The organism is Vibrio sp. 10N.222.52.B7 (assembly GCF_041474275.1).
GTDB classification, from domain to species: Bacteria; Pseudomonadota; Gammaproteobacteria; order Enterobacterales; family Vibrionaceae; genus Vibrio; species Vibrio crassostreae_C.
Map to the genome: position 1 here is coordinate 158,937 of NZ_JBFRTU010000001.1, position 17,233 is coordinate 176,169.

Consider the following 17,233-nt stretch of genomic DNA (forward strand, 5'->3'; position numbering starts at 1 on the left):
CTAAACAGTGTTAAAGCAAATTCGGCAAAAACATCACCAAGCTTTCAGAGAAAGTCAGCAACATCAGAACCGTGAGTAGTGCTAGCAACAAAGGAGCCACTTCTTTCACGAAGTCGACCATACGAACTTTTAAAATCGAGCAAACCGTAAACATCATCGAGCCAAATGGCGGAGTCACACCACCAATCATGATATTCACTATCACGATGATGCCGAAGTGAACCGGGTTAACGCCTAGGTTAAGCACAGCAGGCAGCAGCAATGGCGTGAGTATGATCATTGCAGCGCCGCCTTCGATGAACATACCTACCACTAACAGCAGTACGTTAATCAACAACAGCAAGACTAACTTGTTGTCGGTAAGTTCAATCAAAGCAGACGCAACATTGTGTGGGATCTGTTCTAGCGTCATGTAGTAACCAAAGACCATGGCACCGATAATGATGAACATGACACTACTGGTGCCTTGCACTGTTTCACGCATGATGAGCGGGATATGACGTAAGCCCAGTTGACGATAAACGAAAATGCCAATAATCGCACAAAGCAATACGGCGATAGCCCCAGCTTCTGTCGGAGTAAACAAACCAAAGCGCATGCCCAGAATAATACCGAACGGGATCAGCAGTGCCGGAATCGCTTTTAGGAAGTAATGAAAACGCTCTTTGGCAGACGCAGGCTCCGAACGAGAAGGTTTGTAACGACGTTTACGCGCGATAAACGCAATAGTGACCATCAGCGACAACGCCATCAAAAATGCAGGGACGTAGCCCGCAATAAACATTTGATGAACCGACACGTTCGCTAACAACGCAAAAATGATTAAGTTAATACCCGGTGGAATCACTGGACTGATACTTGATGACGCAGCGGTCACAGCGGCCGTGAATGGCAAGTCATAACCACGCTTGGTCATCTCAGGAGCAAGAATCTTCGACTGCATCACCGCATCCGCATTTGCAGAACCAGAGATACCGCCCATCAGTGTACTCAGTGCGACATTCACTTGAGCAAGACCACCAGTTTTATGGCCAATCATTGAGTCGGCAAAGGCAAGCAAGCTCTTACTGATCCCCGCATAGTTCATCACCGAGCCCACCATGATAAAGAACGGAATAGCCAACAACGGAAAAGACTCAGCAGAGCTAATAAAGCGCTGCATCACCAAGCTCACCGGAATGGAGTCATTGATAAAAAGAAAGTAAACCATCGCTGATGCGATCAGAGAAAACGCGATGGGGATATTCAATAGAAATAGAACGAACAGAATAAGGATTGGAAGATAGCTTTCCATAAATCGTACCTACTTAGAAGAGCGCTTTAGAGAAGCGACATCGCTCGCGATAAATCGAACGGTGTGGATCGCCATCAATGAGAAACAAAGCAACAACACGCCATTGATAACAAAATATGATACGCCCATGACTGGCGTTACCTTGTTAGATAACATGAGATATTGATAACTCAGAACTGCCATTAAGAGGTTCAGAGCCAGTAGGAAAACGGAAACACATAGCCTAAATGGGATTTTTGCTTTTTCTGGCAACATGGCAACCACCACGTCCACACCCATGTGAAGCTTGTGTTTGTAACAGGAGCTAATCCCTAAGTAGACAGCCCAAATGAAGCAAATAACCGACAACTCTTCGCTCCACGGGACAACAAAGCCAAATCCATAACGCAGGACGACGTTAACGATAACAACCAAAACGGTGATCGATATAGCGATAGAAGCGAGGATTTCTTCAATATTTTTCAATAAAAACAAAAGACTTCTCCAGCGAAATACCGAATACAACGTGGGTATTTCAGGAATAAAACGGCCTAAGAATAGTTAGGCCGTAATCATTAACTAATTAATTGACGTATGCAGGATTACTGTGCAGCTCGGATCGTTTCTAGCTCTTTCATGATCGTCGCGTGTATACCTTCACTCCAGCTTGGGAACTGGTTGTACACATCTGCCGTCAACTGGTTGAACTCTTCAGAATTCACTTCATTGAAGGTAACGCCTAGCTCTTCAAGTTTCTGAGTGTATTCAACATCCAATTTAACTAGCTCAGCAGTGTTAGATTCAGCGCCAGCCTCTAGCTCTTCGTTGATGATCTGTTGTTGCTCTGGCGTAAATTTGTCCCAAAGCGTTGGTGAAATGTAGATACCCACTGTGCCAAGGAAGTGCTTAGTCAAAGACATGTTCTTAGCCACTTCGTAGATCTTGGTTGAGTACATTGTCAGGATAGAACCTTCAAGACCGTCAACAACGCCTTGTTGAACACCTGCATAGGTCTCAGGGAATGGAAGAGAAGCTGGAGCTGCGCCCATTGCTGAAAGTGTGCTAATGAACAGCTGACTTTGTGGAACACGAATACGCATGCCTTTCATGTCATCAGAGTTAACGATCTCTTTATTGGTGATCATGTGGCGGAATCCAAACATGTAGTCTGCATTCAGTACTTTGATGCCTTTCTCTTCCGCTTTAGTCTTAAGGCCAGCGACGAAATCAGTGTCCATCATCGCTAAGTATTCATTGTAGGTGTTGTACAGCATTGGACCTGCAAGTGCAGCAAAGTCAGGCACGTAATCACCTAGATAAGTCAAATCCTCTACGGCAATCCAGTTGGCACCGTTAACCACTTGTTCCAAGTTATCTTTGTAAACAGGCAATTGGCCACCAGGGAAAACTTTAATGTTTACCGAGCCATCGGTTCTTTCTCGAATTTTGTCGGTCGCTTTGATTAGCTCTTGTGTAAGCAGCTCATTTTGAGTGAACACAAGGCTCATGTTGATATTGATCGGCTCGTCTTTAGCTTCAGAACCAGCCTTGTCAGCTTCACCACAACCAACAAGCAGCGTTGCCGCCATAATTACTGTACCTAATAGCTTTTTCATTTTTTATCACCTTTATGTGGCTATCGTTTTCTAAATATAGAGGGGGTTATTAAGTTTTCGTAGAGTATGTGAGTGAATTATTACATTCATATGAACATTAATCTTACCGACTTGAACATTGTGAGTATAAGGTCTCACTATTGTATAAACTCTGTACAACACCTTTTAGCTAGCTCTCATTTAAAATAAGTAGATATAGCGGATAGATAATAAATCTGTAATAAAGTAGAGCTACTGTTTCCTGAGTTTTCAAATGAACATCGAGATTGAATTATGATCACAGGCCACCGCGGTGCCGCGTCTTTAGCACCTGAAAATACGTTAGTGAGTATTGAACAAGCAGCGAAAGCTGGTGCTAAATGGATTGAAATTGATACCCAGTTGAGCGCTGATGGCATCCCTATGCTTTTTCATGACAAGACAGTCAATCGTTGTACTAACGGAACGGGCAATATCGCCGATTTAAACTTAACCACACTCAAGACCTTAGATGCTGGCAGTTGGTTTGGTAGCGAATTCGCGGGGACAACGATTCCTACTTTGAGTGAAGCGTTCGACAAATGCCTAGAACTTGATGTAACTCTGAACCTTGAGATCAAAATTTACGACGATAAGGCTATTCAGCCTCTAGTTGAAACAGTGATCGCACTGATTGAGCAAAAGCAGTTCCCTATTGAAAAACTGCTCATCTCAAGCTTCAAAAAAGAGGCGCTAAGTCTTTGCCAACAGATGATGCCAGAGGTTAAACGTGGTTTTATCTGCGAAGTGTGGAACGATTTCAGCCTAGAATCCCTTCAATCACTTGATCTTTACAGCATTCATATCGATCACCGCATTCTTGATGAGAAAATAGCAAAAGCGATCAAAGCTTCAGGCGCAGTTCTTAAAATATGGACTCTGAACGATCCACAATTGGCGGCTAAATATTTTAACCTTGGCGTCGATAACATCATCACTGACGTACCAAACCAATTTTAGTGGGCTTCTATGGAACTGAACCATCGCCAGAAAGAAATACTCGCAACGCTTAAAGCAAACCAAGATATTCAGATTGACCACTTAGCCGAGTTGTTTTCTGTCACTACTCAAACCATTCGCCGTGACGTAAACCACCTGTGTGAGCAAGGTCTAGCGCGTAGAGTGCACGGAGGCGTGAGCCTACCTACTACGCTCACGAACACGAGTTATCGATTCCGCGCTGGCGTTGAGTCAGAAACAAAAGACAGTATTGCGATGGCGGTTGCCGATGCGATACCTGAAGGCTCAACGGTTATGATGGGCATTGGTACCACCGTCACTCGAATTGCGCAGTATTTGTTGGCAAAGCCCGCGTTACGAGTGATCACCAATAACCTACAAGTGGCCCGTATCTTAGAAGCAAACGAGCAAATTGAAGTGTATTTGGCCGGTGGTTTGTTCAGACGAGAACACCAAGACATGGTGGGCAGTAGCGTGGTCCACTTCTTTTCCGATTTTGAAGCTGACATTGGCATCTGTGGGTGTGGCTCAGTAACAGACAGTCATTTCGCTATGGAACATGAGCAAGTTGAGGCTGACCTATCCAAATCAATCATAAAGAACAGCCGTGAAAGCTGGCTTGTCGCGGATGCCAGTAAATGGGGACGCTTTGCCGCTCTAAAGGTAGCGTCACTGAATGACTTTGACCGCATATACACCAATAGCAGCCAATTACCTTCGGAGCTAAACATACACTTAGTAGAAGAGAATGCTCATACTTGAATACAACAAAGCCTAGCATCACAGCTAGGCTTTTTTTGCTTAAGACAATTGCTCTTAATTAGCGCTACAGACCAACAAAGAAACTGATCACTAGCGCATTAATCAAATCAACAAAGAAACCACACACTAATGGCACCACAATGAACGCTTGTGGGCTTGCGCCATAGCGGTGAGTTACTGCGGTCATGTTCACAATTGCTGTTGCGGTCGAGCCTAGAGTGATACCACCAAAGCCTGAACATATCACCACAGAGTCGTAGTTTCTTCCCATCAAGTAATAAACGACAAACACAGTAAACAGCAGCGAAAGTAAGATCTGGATACTCATGACAACAGAGATATAGCCAAACAGTCCATCGAGGTCCCAGATACGTAACCCCATCAATGCCATGGTTAAGAACATGCCTAAGCAGATATCAGAGATCATCGCTAAGCCTTTTCGGCCTTGAGCGATTTTCTCTTGTGTACGACGCTTCTTAAACAATGCACGACCGACGTTTCCGATTAAGATACCAGCGATTAAACAGCTAACGAATAACGGCAGTTTTAGGCCCATAGAGTCGATAACTTCACTCAAGCTGTAACCCAGCATTAGTGTTAAGTTAAGAATCAACCACGCCCACAGAACGCCGTAGTGGCTAAGCTCTGTTTTTGTTTCACTCTCTTGGAATGCACCAACCGTAACCTCTTCTTCATTAGAAGGGCTTACTTTGTGTTTATTGAGCAGGTAGTTCGCAATCGGACCACCAATCACACACGCTGCAATTAAACCAACCGTGTTTGAAGCGACACCAAGTTCGAGCGCGTTAGCAATACCAAACTCTTCCACAAACATTGGCGCCCAAGCTAACGTTGTGCCTACGCCGCCTATCAAGCTAACAGACCCAGATAGCAAGCCTGCTTTCGCATCCATTCCAAAGCCAGAAGCGACTGCCATTCCGACTACGTTTTGCAACACGATAAAAATGGCAGCAAGACACAGTAGGATGAACAACGGTCGCCCGCCTTTAATCAGTGTTTTAATATCCGCTTGGAGCCCGATGCCAGCAAAAAAGTAGAGAAGCAAAAAGTCTCTGACATCTAGGCTAAAAGTGATTTGGATTTCAAAAATATAGTAAAGCGCCGCTACGGTCGCTGCGCAGACAAAGCCACCAATCACAGGCTCTGGCAGTGAATACTTTCTTAATACTTCAGATCGCTCGATCAAACCTTTACCGATAAACAGTAATGAAATCGCGATCGTAAAAGAGAGCATTGGAGAAACTAGGGTTTCTGTCATGAGGTTATGGATTCCTAATAGTTAGATTATTCATAATATTGCGTACTATTAATAATCTAGGTTCACGCCAAAAAATCAAGCGATTATCTATGATAAAAACACCTAATATGGTTAATTCTGCGACGGTATTAATAGAGATTATAACTATAAAGCAATGATTAAAGGAACGGATATTAGGGAGGTATACAGATGAGGTGGGATATAGAGGCTCTAAAACGAGAAAACCCCAGCATTTCTGCTAGGGTTTTGAATAGTGGTGGAAGGATGGGGATTTGAACCCCAGATACGCTATAAACGTATACTCGCTTTCCAGGCGAGCGCCTTAAGCCACTCAGCCATCCTTCCACAAATTGTGTGTTGAGCATGTCACTCAACGAGGCGCTACTTTATTGATTCTGCTTGCTTTGGTCAAGGGGCATTCTCAAAAAAAGTGCCTTTTTCGGTTTGTTCGATTACAAATTAACTCATTAGATCAAAAACAAACCAAATTTCATTCTTACGCTTGTTGCTTTTCTTAAGCTTGTTGATAGTAGCCAGGAACTCGAAACCATTGACGACACATATCGAGGAAGTAGCCGTAAAGTACGCCCATACCGCACGAGATAACTGCATTACTGGTGACAGCCGTAACGATCTGGTCGCCTGAAGCACCCACTGCCAACAAAATACCCGCATACACTGGAGACTGGAATAACACGTATGCCATCAAATCAGACAAGTTTTTCATCAATGAGCTTTCTGAAAGTTTTGCACCATTGCGTAAGAACCAATCACGAAAAACGCCATAAGGCCAAGCGATAGCAATGTTTACAGGAATAGATAACGTTCGAGAAGCAAGAGATTGCTCAAACGTCATACCAGAAATAAACACTTCTACGATCATGCCAGAAATAAAACAGAAAACGACCATAGCAAATGTATCCGCAGCTGCGTTTCGAATACAAAATGGACCACGAGACTTCATTGACGACAAACCTAAAATATATCACTGCTTAATTAGTGATTTAGTAACATATAAACAAGGCACATTTGCACCTCACCAGATAATGTCGCTATTAAATCACAAGATTAGTAGTCATACACTCCAAATTAAAAATCAAGTTGTAAATTAACAACCAAAAACCACTTTAAAAGCAGTCACTTTCACCAAAAAATCCAACCAAGGTCAAATATTGGACAGTTCGTCATTTACTTACCGTAATTAAACAACATTTAAGCCATAGGTAGATTTACAGTAATGATATTAATGACATCTTGTGTAGGTGGTGATCCTAAAGCAACCTGCTCTAACGCTTTATCGACTTGTTCAGTAAGTTCCGCGTTGTTCATAGCTTCAACGTGGACACGTAGGCTCTCTAGTGCAAATTGAATCAGTTCTAGGTTGTTGTCTTCTAGCGCCACATACAACGTCACTAACAGCTCTTCAGTGTTATCTTTGTTGCGAAGATCAGGTTTAGGCAGTGACTCGCTTTTACTTTTCGAATCGTGTGGTTTTACGTCTTGGCTTTCGAGCTCATCCGCTTTTACTTCATGGTATTGATAAAGCTTATTTGAATAGCGGAACAAGGCATCATCCAGTTCACGCTCGTCAATCGGCTTAGCAATAATATAATCCACACCTGCCCCCAACATACGCTCACGAGTCTCTTTAAAGACATCAGCCGTACAACCAAACACCAATACCGATGACACATCGCCTATCAAAGCACGAATAGCAGTGGTTGATTCAACGCCATCCATCACAGGCATATGGTTATCCATGAGCACCAAATCAAAGCGCTCAGCAACCACGGCTTGTATCGCAAGTTCACCGTTTTCGACGCTCTTACAGGTAAAGCCTTTACTGCTCATGAAGGCTTCAATGATCACCGTGTTAGTTCGGTTGTCCTCGACGATCAGTACCTTTAAGCCAGAGTAGTCCAACTTCTTATGTGGCAAACTCTCGATTTCTCCTGGCTGACATGGCTGAATCTTCAAGCGAACATCAAAACTCGTGCCTATCCCTTCTTCACTGGTGACAGTAATACTGCCATCCATCAACTGGGCAATTTTCTTCACAATCGCGAGGCCAAGGCCAGTACCGCCAAAACGCCTTGTGGTCGAAGACTCCGCTTGTTCAAACGGTTTAAAAATACGCTTCTGAGCTTCTTTAGAAATACCAATTCCGGTATCACGAACTCGAATGCTCAGATAGGTGTCACTCCCCTCTACAACTTCTTTCAGGTACACCTCAACAAAGCCTCTGGAGGTGAACTTCACCGCGTTGTTCAATAGATTAAACAAAATTTGGCGAAGGCGAGCTTTATCTGAGAAGTACCAACGACCCGAAGTCACCTCAGAGTACACTTTGAATTGAAGCCCTTTCTCGGAAGACAATGTGTAGTAAACACTGTTAATACTGCCGATGATCGAATCAAGCGGGAAACGCGTTTCATCAAGATCCAACCTGCCCTGCTCGATCTTCGAGAAGTCTAAGATCTCGTTGAGTAGAGTCATCATATGATCGCCGGACTCATACAAGCTCTTAAGATGCTTCTCTTGTTCAGAATTTAGAGGCGTTTTTAATAGGATTTGAGCGGTACCCAATACCCCATTCATCGGAGTGCGAATTTCATGTGACAAGGTCGCAAGGAAAGCGGTTTTTGCATTGGTGGATGCCTGAGCTTTAACCTTTTCCGCTTCGAGATAAATGGTCTTTTCGTTGAAGGTTTTAATCAAATGGCCGATTTCGTCATCACTCGAGTAATCCACATCAATGATTTCGCCGGCTTTCGAGCTATCAACCTGTGCTGCAATCCTTGTGATTGGACTAATCAAATAACGGTTCAATAAGTAATACCCCGCCATGACACAAAGTAGCAATAGCGGAACAATACCGCCTTCAATGCTCATCACCTGACGAAACACTTCGTCTTCTACTCGTGATTTGGAGTTCACCACATCCACTTGCCAGCCGAAATCACCAAATTGATTGCTACTGATGTAAATGCCTTCAACGAGATTAAAGTTATGCGAAACCAACACTTGGTTAAGCTTATCTCTGAGCGTAATGCCAAGGTTGTATTCTTCGGCGTGGTTCTTGATAAAACCAAGCAGCTCTTCGAGCGAGAGATCCACCGTGGCAACACCGGCAAAAGTACCGTCGTAATAATAAGGGGAAGACGCCGTAATCATTCGAACGTGTGTGTATGGGTCGATATACACATCGCTCCAAGAGATCGTTCCTTGTTTTTGGTTGACGACAGAGGTGTACCAATACTCTTCTTGATAAGGGGCATTTTTGGGGTTGTTGTAAGAATATATCTGATCGATTCTTCCATCGTCGGCTTTATTAAAAAAGTAACTGTTGAGAAGCTTTTTAGAATCGAGCGCATAAGGTTCAGGCCAAATACCGGCACTGACAATTGTATCGTCGCTCGCCGCCAACATGGACTTAAATAGCGGAATAACATCATCACCATTTCGATGTGCTTGAGCAAACCCAACGAGACTGTCTACAAAGCCTTGAGAGCTGCTGAGTGGCTCTGTAATCAATGCGGATAACAATTGCGTACGCAAGTCGAGATTTTGTTGTAATTTGGCGCGCACAGGGGATTCTACGACGTAATACGTCACACTACCGACAATGGCAATAAACATCGCAAGGTATAATCCAAGCGCTACCATGCTTTTTTTCTTTAAAGACGACCGTATCTGCATAATTCTTTTATTGTTTTCTTTTCTGTTAAACCTAGTGTTTATCATCCATGACATCAAGCCTTTTTAGATTGAAGCTTGATTGGCACAAGTTCATTGGTACTATAAGCGCAAATATGTTCCCTTTTACGGTACCTCACTTTGACTTTACAAGATATTCTTGCGCTTCCAGAGTTGGAAGGAAAGCTAATCACAGAACACAAAACAATGGGCTTTGTCACTGCAATGGCAGCGGCACCGAATGTGTTAACCCCGCATGAGTGGCTACCGTTCTTATGGGGTGGCGAAGAAGTCGCACCTTTTACGGATGGTGAACAGCTAGAAAGCTACATTGAAGTTATCATCGAGCTTTGGAATAAAACCCGCCCTGAACTGATTGAAGGGACTTGGGTTTGGCCTGAAGCTTGTCAATTAGACGACGAAGAAGTGGTGAACACTGCCGCTCGTGATTTTTGTGAAGGCTTACTTCAAGGCTGGCAGATTGCTCGCGACGATTGGGAAACACTAATGCCTGAAGATAGCGAAGATAACGCACTCGTTGGCGGTGTCCTGCTGTCACTGAGCATGCTTTACGATCCAGAAACGTCAATTGCTACGCTTGCAGAGCAAGGCATCGAAGGCCTAGAGCAGTTCGAAGAGATCTTTAACGCTGTTCCTGTGATGCTTTGCGGACTAACGCAGCGTGGCATTGCACTGGCTGAAGCTCAATAACAGTTAGCTTTATACAAGCCAAAAGGCCTCATTATGAGGCCTTTTTTAGTTTTCAGACGAAATAAAATAGTCGCTTTAGAAGCCTTTCCAATCGAAGTCATCAATTCGCTCATCAGCAATATAAAACAGCTTAGTGCCACTGCTGACCACTTGATCTAACTCTGGGTTGAGTTCAATACCGCTCCCCGTATCAATGGCGATCAGAGTTGCTTGATACTTCTCTTTAAACACTGAGAAAATAGGCGCGACGGTGACAGACTCAGCGTCTTCAGGGAAATACGTTGAATACTGTGTCATGCCTCTTGTTGAGCTCAATAATTCTTGGTGAAGCGCACTGGAACCTGGGTCTACCGCAGCCTTTGCTAGCATCTCAGCACCCACCGCTGGAATACATTCTGAGTTAGGGCAATGCTTGTGTAACAAATCGCTCAGCGCTTCATCTTTAAAGTAAACAAGAAGGTGCGCTTTAGGGTTTCGGTTGGCACAGTAAAGCGCCGCAGATAACGTAATGTCGTCTTCTGGGTTATCAATCAGGATGCAACTTGCAGACTCAATGCCCGTTTTCTCCATCTCTTTGCCATCGGTGTAGCTGTTTACTTTGACGAAATTGATTTCACCGGGTAACGGGTTCTCGATATCTGAACGCGTACATAGCACGATTGGTCGTTTACCCGTTTCTTCGTGTTGTAGCATGCGGATGAGATGAATGGTTCTTTGCTCATTCCACCCCAACATCAAAATGTGGTTGTCCACTCTAACTCTCCTTTTTCCTAGCAAGCCCGCTCGCCAATATTCAACACCTTCTGTCGCCACTTTACCGAGCAACGCGGCAAAAAGGCTCAACCCGCCTGGAATCACAAATAGAATAACGATCCACTGCCCCGCTACCGTGGTCGGTGATAAATCACCATAACCAACCGTAGAAGCCGTCACCACCAAGTAGTAAGCGAATACGGTAACCGAACTGGTTAAATCTGTTTCACCCGCCAAATACAGCATCGACCACGATAAAGCGATGTAGCCAAGAAAAGTGAACAGTAAGTTTTTGCCATTCAAAACAAAGATGTTTGCTTTGATCCAGCGTTTGAGTTGTAACCAGATTATCATTCGAGCCTCTAATCTTTTCCTCTTACTTACATGCTAGAAAAAATACGCGATATCAACAAGATGTATCATCAGAAAAAGATACATGACCACAAGATTGATATTGGCGGCCTATACGCAGATACAAAAAAACCAGCACTATTGGCTGGTTTTTTTATTGGTTAGATAAAAGAACGACTTACGCGTTACCTTTTACCTGCACATTTAACTGCTCTGCAAAATCTAGCATGCGGTTCAATGGAATAAGAGACTTCACGCGTAATTCGTCAGAAACGAAGATTTCGTGTTGCTCACCACCATTCTCAAGCGCGTTTTCAATCGCTTCAAGGCCGTTCATTGCCATCCAAGGACAGTGTGCGCAGCTACGACACGTTGCACCAGCACCCGCTGTCGGCGCTTCAATCAGCTCTTTTTCAGGAACCAATTGCTGCATCTTGAAGAAGATGCCTTTGTCTGTCGCAACAATCATCTGTGGATGAGGCAGCTCTTTTGCTTTCTTGATCAGTTGGCTTGTTGAGCCTACAGCATCAGCCAGTTCAACCACGCTTGCTGGTGATTCTGGGTGAACCAAGATAGCCGCTTCTGGGTATACCGATTTCATTTTCTTCAAAGCATCAGCTGAGAACTCATCATGAACGATACACTCACCTTGCCAAAGCAACATGTCAGCGCCAGTTTGATTTGCGATGTAAGAACCTAGGTGACGGTCTGGCCCCCAAATAATGGGTTTGCCTTCAGCGTCTAGGCTTTCAACGATTTCTAAAGCGATGCTCGACGTAACTACCCAGTCTGCACGAGCTTTAACAGCTGCAGAGGTGTTCGCGTATACAACCACAGTGTGGTCAGGGTGAGCATCACAAAATTCTGTAAATTTGTCAGCTGGGCAGCCAAGATCAAGCGAACATTCAGCTTCAAGTGTTGGCATTAAAATGCGTTTTTCAGGAGTAAGAATCTTTGCAGACTCACCCATGAAACGAACACCAGCGATGATCAAAGTGCTTGCTGAGTGACGGTTACCGAACTTAGCCATCTCTAATGAATCGCCAACGAAACCACCAGTTTCTTCTGCCAGAGCCTGAATTTCAGGATCGGTGTAGTAGTGTGCAATTAGAACTGCATCTTTTTCTTGAAGTAGTTTTTTGATGTTTGCGATGTGGGCCTGTTTCTGAGCGTCGCTCAATGGAACTGGCTTAGGCGGAAACGGGTAAACTGTATCGATTTTATCTAGTATATGACTCATTGCTCTTGCTCTACGCAACTTCTTCCGAGAATCCGAGTATTCTACACAGGACAGCGATTGGGATCAAAAAGGATTGGTTGCAAGCGGTGACTAGCTAATGCTTAAAACGCATAAACAAGGCGATGTGTTGTCATCACTAGCAAGAGAAGTAAACACTAAACGGAAGTGAACAGGTATAAAAAAGAGGCGCCTAAGCACCCCTATTTTGGTTATAAGTGGGTTTTGGCCACTTTAGCCGAAGCACTGTTTGGGTGCTCGGTTACGACTTGTTGGTAATATTTCTTAGCTTGCGTCGCGTTGTTGTTGCGCGCTGCTATGTCACCAAGCTTAACCAGTGCATCTGCTCGCTTGTTTGAGTCTTTGTACGACACAACAGCAGCGAAGCTCTTCACGGCTTCTTTATCTTGCTTCTTAGCGAAATAAAGCTGACCTAACCAGTAATGTGAGTTAGGTGTGAAGGTAGAATCTGGGAAGTCTTTTTGAAACTTTTGGAATGCAGCGATAGCACCCGTGTAGTCTCGTTGCTTTAGAATCATATCTACAGCATTTTGATAAGCAGTTTGCTCATCCACATCAGTACTGAACGTACCAGAAGCGTCTTTAGAGCCTTCGCTCGCCGCCACTGCTACCGTTGCTGTTCCTGCTGCTTTCACCTCGCCTCTTACGCGATCCAGTTCAATGAACAGTTCACGCTGACGCTCTAGCATTTGCTTCATATCGTAGCTGTTTCGTTCCAGCTCACCACGAAGTTCACTGATCTCCAGTGCCATGTCGTCGATTTGCTGTTGCATTTGAAGCTGAACGAGATTGCGATTTTGAAGCAGGCGCTCTAAACGCTCAATATCTGATTCGTTAGATGCTGATCGAGAGGAAGATGATGAATTGGTTGCGGTGCTATTGAGATCGGATACTGGAGCTGGTGCAGCGAACGCGGTGTTCGCTGCACTTGCCAGTAACGAAAGCAAAATGACTCGCTTTGTGTTACTGAACATGAGGCAATTCCTCAATTATATAGTCTACTAAAATTAGTAAACTAGTACTGCGCGACGGTTTTTAGCGTACACATCTTCAGATTGACCTAGAAGAAGTGGCTTCTCTTCACCGTAGCTTACGATAGAGATTTGGTCAGCTTGAACACCTAGAGCTTGTAGGTATTTCGCTACAGCTTGTGCACGACGCTCGCCAAGTGCGATGTTGTACTCAGGAGTACCGCGCTCATCAGCGTGACCTTCGATAGTAACGTTCATGTCAACGTTCTTAACTAGGTATGCTGCGTGAGCTGCTAGCATTTCTTCGTAATCGCCAGCGATAGTAGAGTTATCGAATGCGAAGTAGATTGTTTGAGTTTCACGTAGCGCTTGCTCTTTAAGCTCTTGCTCAGACAGTTGACCGTTAGCGTCAATTGGCGTTACAACAGTTGTGTCTACATTGCCTTCTGAACCTGAAGTTGTTTGGTTGCTTTCAGTACCAGATGTTGCAGATGTTGCTTCATCAGTTGAGCTACATGCCGTTACTGCCATCACTGGTAGTGCAATCATCAAGCCTTTAAGAACTTTGTTAAGTTGCATCTTTTTTTCCTTACGTTATCAAACTTAGTTTCTACAGCGACTAAGAGTGCTATAGATAGTTAAATGCCACAATAGTTAACACTATCAATAGCTAAAAGAATATGTAATTTTCCCTAGAGGAACGGTGACCATGCAGGCGCTCTTACGCGTCCGTTAGTTGCCGGTAATCTAGCTTTAAAACGTCCATCGATAGAAACCATCGATAGTACATTTGTTTTGTTGTAAATAGAGCTATAGATAACCATACCTCCATTCGGTGCAATACTTGGAGACTCATCTAACAATGTTTTTGTTAGTACCTGAACCGCACCGGTTTCCAAATCTTGCTTAGCCAAGTTAAAACCTGAGTTGCTGCGATTCACCATGATCATGAATCGACCATCAGGAGTGATCTGGCCACCTAAGTTTTGGCTACCTTGCCAAGTAATACGAGAAGTCGAATTATTGGACAAATTTACATTATAAATCTGTGGTTTACCACCACGATCCGATGTGAAAATAAGAGACTTGCCATCTGGGTGCCAGAATGGTTCAGTATTATTCGAACGGCCGCGGGTAATTTGAGTCAGCTTACGGCTAGCAAGGTCAAGTGTGTACACCTGAAGGCTGCCCGTTTTCGACAATACCAATGCCAATGTTTTACCATCTGGCGAGAATCTTGGCGCACCATTGTGACGAGGGTATGACGTCACTTTCTCACGTTCACCCGTGTAAATATTCATGATGAATATTTCAGCTTGGCCATTCTGGAAGCTCACATAAGCTAGCTTTTTGCCGTCTGGTGACCATGCTGGAGACATGAGAGGCTGCTTAGAACGAAGTACTAAACGCTCGTTAAAGCCATCGTAGTCAGCAACACGAAGTTGATACGGGTACTTGTCTTTATCGTTCACTACCACGTAAGAGATACGAGTTAAGAACGCGCCTTTCTCACCAGTTAGCTCTTCATACACTAGGTCTGAGATACGGTGTGCGTACTCTCTCAAGCGATTACCAGGAACCGTAGCCTTCTTATTGAATAGAACGTGATCTTTAGAAAGCACTAATTGGCCTTCATCACTCAGCGCACGACTTTGTCCTTTGGTCAGTTGACCACGAACAATGTCGATCAATTGGTAATTCACCACATACTGCCCTTCGGCATTTTTAGTGATACTACCGGTAAGCAATGAGTCAACACCTAGGTTAGTCCAAGCATCAAAGTTAACCTCAGTTTCGCTGTAAGGCGTTTGAGGCATTTTGCTTGTCGCAACTGGGCTGAATTTACCACTGCGCTGTAAGTCAGAAGCGATAACCGCTGATACATCGTGTGGCAATGGCTCTGAGCCTTCCCAACGGAAAGGTACAATAGCGATAGGTCTTGCAGAGTTAATACCGTCTGTAATAACCAGCTCCAGCGCTGCATGTGCAAACTGGCTGCTTGTAGCTATTAAGAAAACAAAACTCAGTAATAGTTTCTTTAACACAAGTTCGTCCTTTTACTCTGGTGATACAGTTAAGTTAATGTCTTTCAGTGAGTTCACAATGTCTGGGTCTTTAGGCAACGGGTAAGATTGTACTTGTGCCACCGCACGCTTGGTTGCTGCACATAAACGGCTATCGCCATCTAAGATACTCAAACTACCCAATATCGCGTTAGAGCCCGTTGGAATCAGCTTAAGGTTCACTCGACATGAGCGTCCTCGATAGCTGTCTTCTAACAACAGGTTCTGTTGAATCAGTTGGGTATAGATAGCCCCGTAACGTTGCGCTTCATCAGTGATAAATTGTTGTCTTGCTGAAGAGTTTTGAGTCGCTTCCGTTTCAAGCCCAGCAAAGATATCGTTCAATGCGGCTTCTTGTTGTTTACGCTCTTTTTCTGCTTTTGCTGCAGCTTCTTTTGCCTTACGGGCTTTCTCTGCTGCGGCTGCCGCTTCTTTCTCTTTCGCTATGCGTTGCTTTTCCGCGAGTTCAGCGGCTTCTTTCTCTTTACGAGCTTTGTCTGCTGCCTCTTTCGCTGCTTTTTCTTTTGCCACGCGTTCTTGTTCAGCTTTTGCGATTGCCGCTTCTTTGGCTTTACGCTCGTTCTCGGCTTTCACTAACGCAGCTTCTTTTAGCTTACGGTCAGCTTCGGCTTTAGCGGCTTTCTTTTGCTCTTGCTGTAAACGCGCTTCTTCAGCTTTGCGTTGTTTCTCTTTCTCAACTCGACGCTTTTCAGCTTCACGAGTTGCTTTAGCTTCTTTCGCTTGCTGTTCTTTTAGCTTGCGAATATTTTCTTCTTCAGCTTTACGATTCTTTTCAAGTCGTTCGCTTTCACGTCTTAGTTTGTCAAGACGCTCTTGCTCTTTCTTGCTTGCCGCTTCTCTTTGTTGACGAATCTGTTGAGCTTGCTGGCGAACCAACTGAGGATCAATCACCACTGCTTGAACCATCTGCCCTGTAGGCTTTGGCTCTGACATCGTGAAATCCGCCCCCCAAATGAGCGCAACGAATAAAATGACGTGCAGCCCAAGAGAAATAAGAAGCGGTGATCTGAAATTATTGGATTTTTTATTATTCGCTTTCATGAATGCTACGGAGCTATTCCCTTATATCCGTTAAAAGGCCAACCTTTGGCACACCTGCACGGCTTAATTCATCAAGTAATAAAACCACTTCAGCGTATGGCGTTGCGGCATCACCACCAACCGCCACTGGAGAGTTTGGCTTCAGAGACAACTCGGCTTTCACACGGACGATAATATCTTCCATTGATAAGCCACGCTGTACTTCTTCGTCATTAACGCTCAAGCCAAGTTCACCGTCTTTGTTCACTTCAACGATGATGAAACTTGCATTGTCGTCACCCAGTAGGTCTTGTGCCGATTTAGCCGTTGAAGCCTGAGGCAATTCAACGTCAACGCCTTGAGTAACAAACGGCGAAGTCACCATAAAAATGATCAGCAAAACAAGCATAACGTCGATGTAAGGTACAACGTTAATCTCTGCTGTCATTTTGCGTTTTTTAGGTTGGTATCCAGCCATCTA

The 17,233-nt window shown here is 44.3% G+C and carries 16 protein-coding genes and 1 tRNA gene; 3 read left to right on the forward strand and 14 right to left on the reverse strand.

What is annotated here, in order from left to right; genetic code table 11:
* Positions 1-10 precede the first annotated feature (10 nt).
* The 3 genes from AB4512_RS00695 to AB4512_RS00705 form a co-directional block, all read right to left on the reverse strand.
* Positions 11-1,294, reverse strand: coding sequence for a TRAP transporter large permease (locus tag AB4512_RS00695; RefSeq protein ID WP_372174146.1), 1,284 nt, complete (start codon positions 1,292-1,294; stop codon positions 11-13).
* A 9-nt stretch (positions 1,295-1,303) separates the two neighbouring features.
* Complete coding sequence (locus AB4512_RS00700; RefSeq protein WP_065585138.1) at positions 1,304-1,768, reverse strand: TRAP transporter small permease; 465 nt, start codon at positions 1,766-1,768, stop codon at positions 1,304-1,306.
* 107 nt (positions 1,769-1,875) lie between these two features.
* Positions 1,876-2,889, reverse strand: coding sequence for a C4-dicarboxylate TRAP transporter substrate-binding protein (locus AB4512_RS00705; protein WP_017062050.1), 1,014 nt, complete (start codon positions 2,887-2,889; stop codon positions 1,876-1,878).
* Between the two features lie 273 nt (positions 2,890-3,162).
* Here AB4512_RS00705 and AB4512_RS00710 point away from each other — a divergent pair, with 273 nt between their 5' ends.
* Together AB4512_RS00710 and AB4512_RS00715 are read left to right on the forward strand one after the other, a co-directional pair.
* Entirely contained in the window at positions 3,163-3,867 is a 705-nt protein-coding gene (locus AB4512_RS00710) for a glycerophosphodiester phosphodiesterase family protein (RefSeq protein WP_065585136.1), read from the forward strand.
* 9 nt (positions 3,868-3,876) lie between these two features.
* A complete protein-coding gene (locus tag AB4512_RS00715; RefSeq protein ID WP_052879051.1) occupies positions 3,877-4,629 on the forward strand; it encodes a DeoR/GlpR family DNA-binding transcription regulator in 753 nt (250 codons plus the stop codon).
* Between the two features lie 64 nt (positions 4,630-4,693).
* On the opposite strand, the gene gltS is transcribed toward AB4512_RS00715, so the two are convergent.
* The 4 genes from gltS to AB4512_RS00735 form a co-directional block, all read right to left on the reverse strand.
* On the reverse strand, positions 4,694-5,908 hold the full coding sequence (gltS, locus tag AB4512_RS00720) for a sodium/glutamate symporter (RefSeq protein ID WP_017062061.1): 1,215 nt from the start codon (positions 5,906-5,908) through the stop codon (positions 4,694-4,696).
* Positions 5,909-6,162: 254 nt separating this feature from the next.
* A tRNA-Ser gene (locus AB4512_RS00725) sits at positions 6,163-6,253 on the reverse strand.
* Positions 6,254-6,422: 169 nt separating this feature from the next.
* Positions 6,423-6,872, reverse strand: coding sequence for an L-alanine exporter AlaE (locus AB4512_RS00730; protein WP_372110720.1), 450 nt, complete (start codon positions 6,870-6,872; stop codon positions 6,423-6,425).
* 248 nt (positions 6,873-7,120) lie between these two features.
* Positions 7,121-9,574: an ATP-binding protein gene (locus AB4512_RS00735; RefSeq protein ID WP_372174148.1), complete on the reverse strand. Its 2,454-nt coding sequence runs from the start codon at positions 9,572-9,574 to the stop codon at positions 7,121-7,123.
* 171 nt (positions 9,575-9,745) lie between these two features.
* Between AB4512_RS00735 and AB4512_RS00740 the strand changes: the two genes are divergently transcribed.
* Positions 9,746-10,315, forward strand: coding sequence for a UPF0149 family protein (locus AB4512_RS00740; protein ID WP_372174150.1), 570 nt, complete (start codon positions 9,746-9,748; stop codon positions 10,313-10,315).
* Positions 10,316-10,390: 75 nt separating this feature from the next.
* Here the strand turns inward: AB4512_RS00740 and AB4512_RS00745 are convergent, their stop codons facing one another.
* From AB4512_RS00745 to tolR, 7 genes are all read right to left on the reverse strand, one after another.
* A complete protein-coding gene (locus AB4512_RS00745) occupies positions 10,391-11,422 on the reverse strand; it encodes a potassium channel family protein (protein ID WP_017063519.1) in 1,032 nt (343 codons plus the stop codon).
* Positions 11,423-11,597: 175 nt separating this feature from the next.
* Entirely contained in the window at positions 11,598-12,659 is a 1,062-nt protein-coding gene (nadA, locus tag AB4512_RS00750; protein WP_017062067.1) for a quinolinate synthase NadA, read from the reverse strand.
* A 209-nt stretch (positions 12,660-12,868) separates the two neighbouring features.
* Positions 12,869-13,651 (reverse strand): tol-pal system protein YbgF, encoded by a 783-nt coding sequence (gene ybgF, locus AB4512_RS00755; protein WP_017072257.1) that lies wholly within the window; start codon positions 13,649-13,651, stop codon positions 12,869-12,871.
* Positions 13,652-13,684: 33 nt separating this feature from the next.
* Positions 13,685-14,227, reverse strand: a complete 543-nt coding sequence (gene pal, locus AB4512_RS00760; RefSeq protein WP_017062069.1) for a peptidoglycan-associated lipoprotein Pal — start codon at positions 14,225-14,227, stop codon at positions 13,685-13,687.
* Positions 14,228-14,340: 113 nt separating this feature from the next.
* On the reverse strand, positions 14,341-15,693 hold the full coding sequence (gene tolB / locus AB4512_RS00765) for a Tol-Pal system beta propeller repeat protein TolB (protein WP_017062070.1): 1,353 nt from the start codon (positions 15,691-15,693) through the stop codon (positions 14,341-14,343).
* 12 nt (positions 15,694-15,705) lie between these two features.
* Complete coding sequence (gene tolA / locus AB4512_RS00770) at positions 15,706-16,773, reverse strand: cell envelope integrity protein TolA (protein ID WP_017062071.1); 1,068 nt, start codon at positions 16,771-16,773, stop codon at positions 15,706-15,708.
* Between the two features lie 13 nt (positions 16,774-16,786).
* Entirely contained in the window at positions 16,787-17,230 is a 444-nt protein-coding gene (gene tolR / locus AB4512_RS00775) for a protein TolR (RefSeq protein ID WP_017062072.1), read from the reverse strand.
* Positions 17,231-17,233: the final 3 nt, after the last annotated feature.

Excerpts from the sequence above, each read along its gene's own strand:
- AB4512_RS00695 (WP_372174146.1), bottom strand. The coding sequence starts at position 1,294 with ATGGAAAGCTATCTTCCAATCCTTATTCTGTTCGTTCTATTTCTATTG.
- AB4512_RS00705 (WP_017062050.1), bottom strand. The coding sequence starts at position 2,889 with ATGAAAAAGCTATTAGGTACAGTAATTATGGCGGCAACGCTGCTTGTT.
- AB4512_RS00710 (WP_065585136.1), top strand. The coding sequence starts at position 3,163 with ATGATCACAGGCCACCGCGGTGCCGCGTCTTTAGCACCTGAAAATACG.
- AB4512_RS00715 (WP_052879051.1), top strand. The coding sequence starts at position 3,877 with ATGGAACTGAACCATCGCCAGAAAGAAATACTCGCAACGCTTAAAGCA.
- gltS (WP_017062061.1), bottom strand. The coding sequence starts at position 5,908 with ATGACAGAAACCCTAGTTTCTCCAATGCTCTCTTTTACGATCGCGATT.
- AB4512_RS00730 (WP_372110720.1), bottom strand. The coding sequence starts at position 6,872 with ATGAAGTCTCGTGGTCCATTTTGTATTCGAAACGCAGCTGCGGATACA.
- AB4512_RS00735 (WP_372174148.1), bottom strand. The coding sequence starts at position 9,574 with ATGGTAGCGCTTGGATTATACCTTGCGATGTTTATTGCCATTGTCGGT.
- AB4512_RS00745 (WP_017063519.1), bottom strand. The coding sequence starts at position 11,422 with ATGATAATCTGGTTACAACTCAAACGCTGGATCAAAGCAAACATCTTT.
- nadA (WP_017062067.1), bottom strand. The coding sequence starts at position 12,659 with ATGAGTCATATACTAGATAAAATCGATACAGTTTACCCGTTTCCGCCT.
- ybgF (WP_017072257.1), bottom strand. The coding sequence starts at position 13,651 with ATGTTCAGTAACACAAAGCGAGTCATTTTGCTTTCGTTACTGGCAAGT.
- pal (WP_017062069.1), bottom strand. The coding sequence starts at position 14,227 with ATGCAACTTAACAAAGTTCTTAAAGGCTTGATGATTGCACTACCAGTG.
- tolA (WP_017062071.1), bottom strand. The coding sequence starts at position 16,773 with ATGAAAGCGAATAATAAAAAATCCAATAATTTCAGATCACCGCTTCTT.
- tolR (WP_017062072.1), bottom strand. The coding sequence starts at position 17,230 with ATGGCTGGATACCAACCTAAAAAACGCAAAATGACAGCAGAGATTAAC.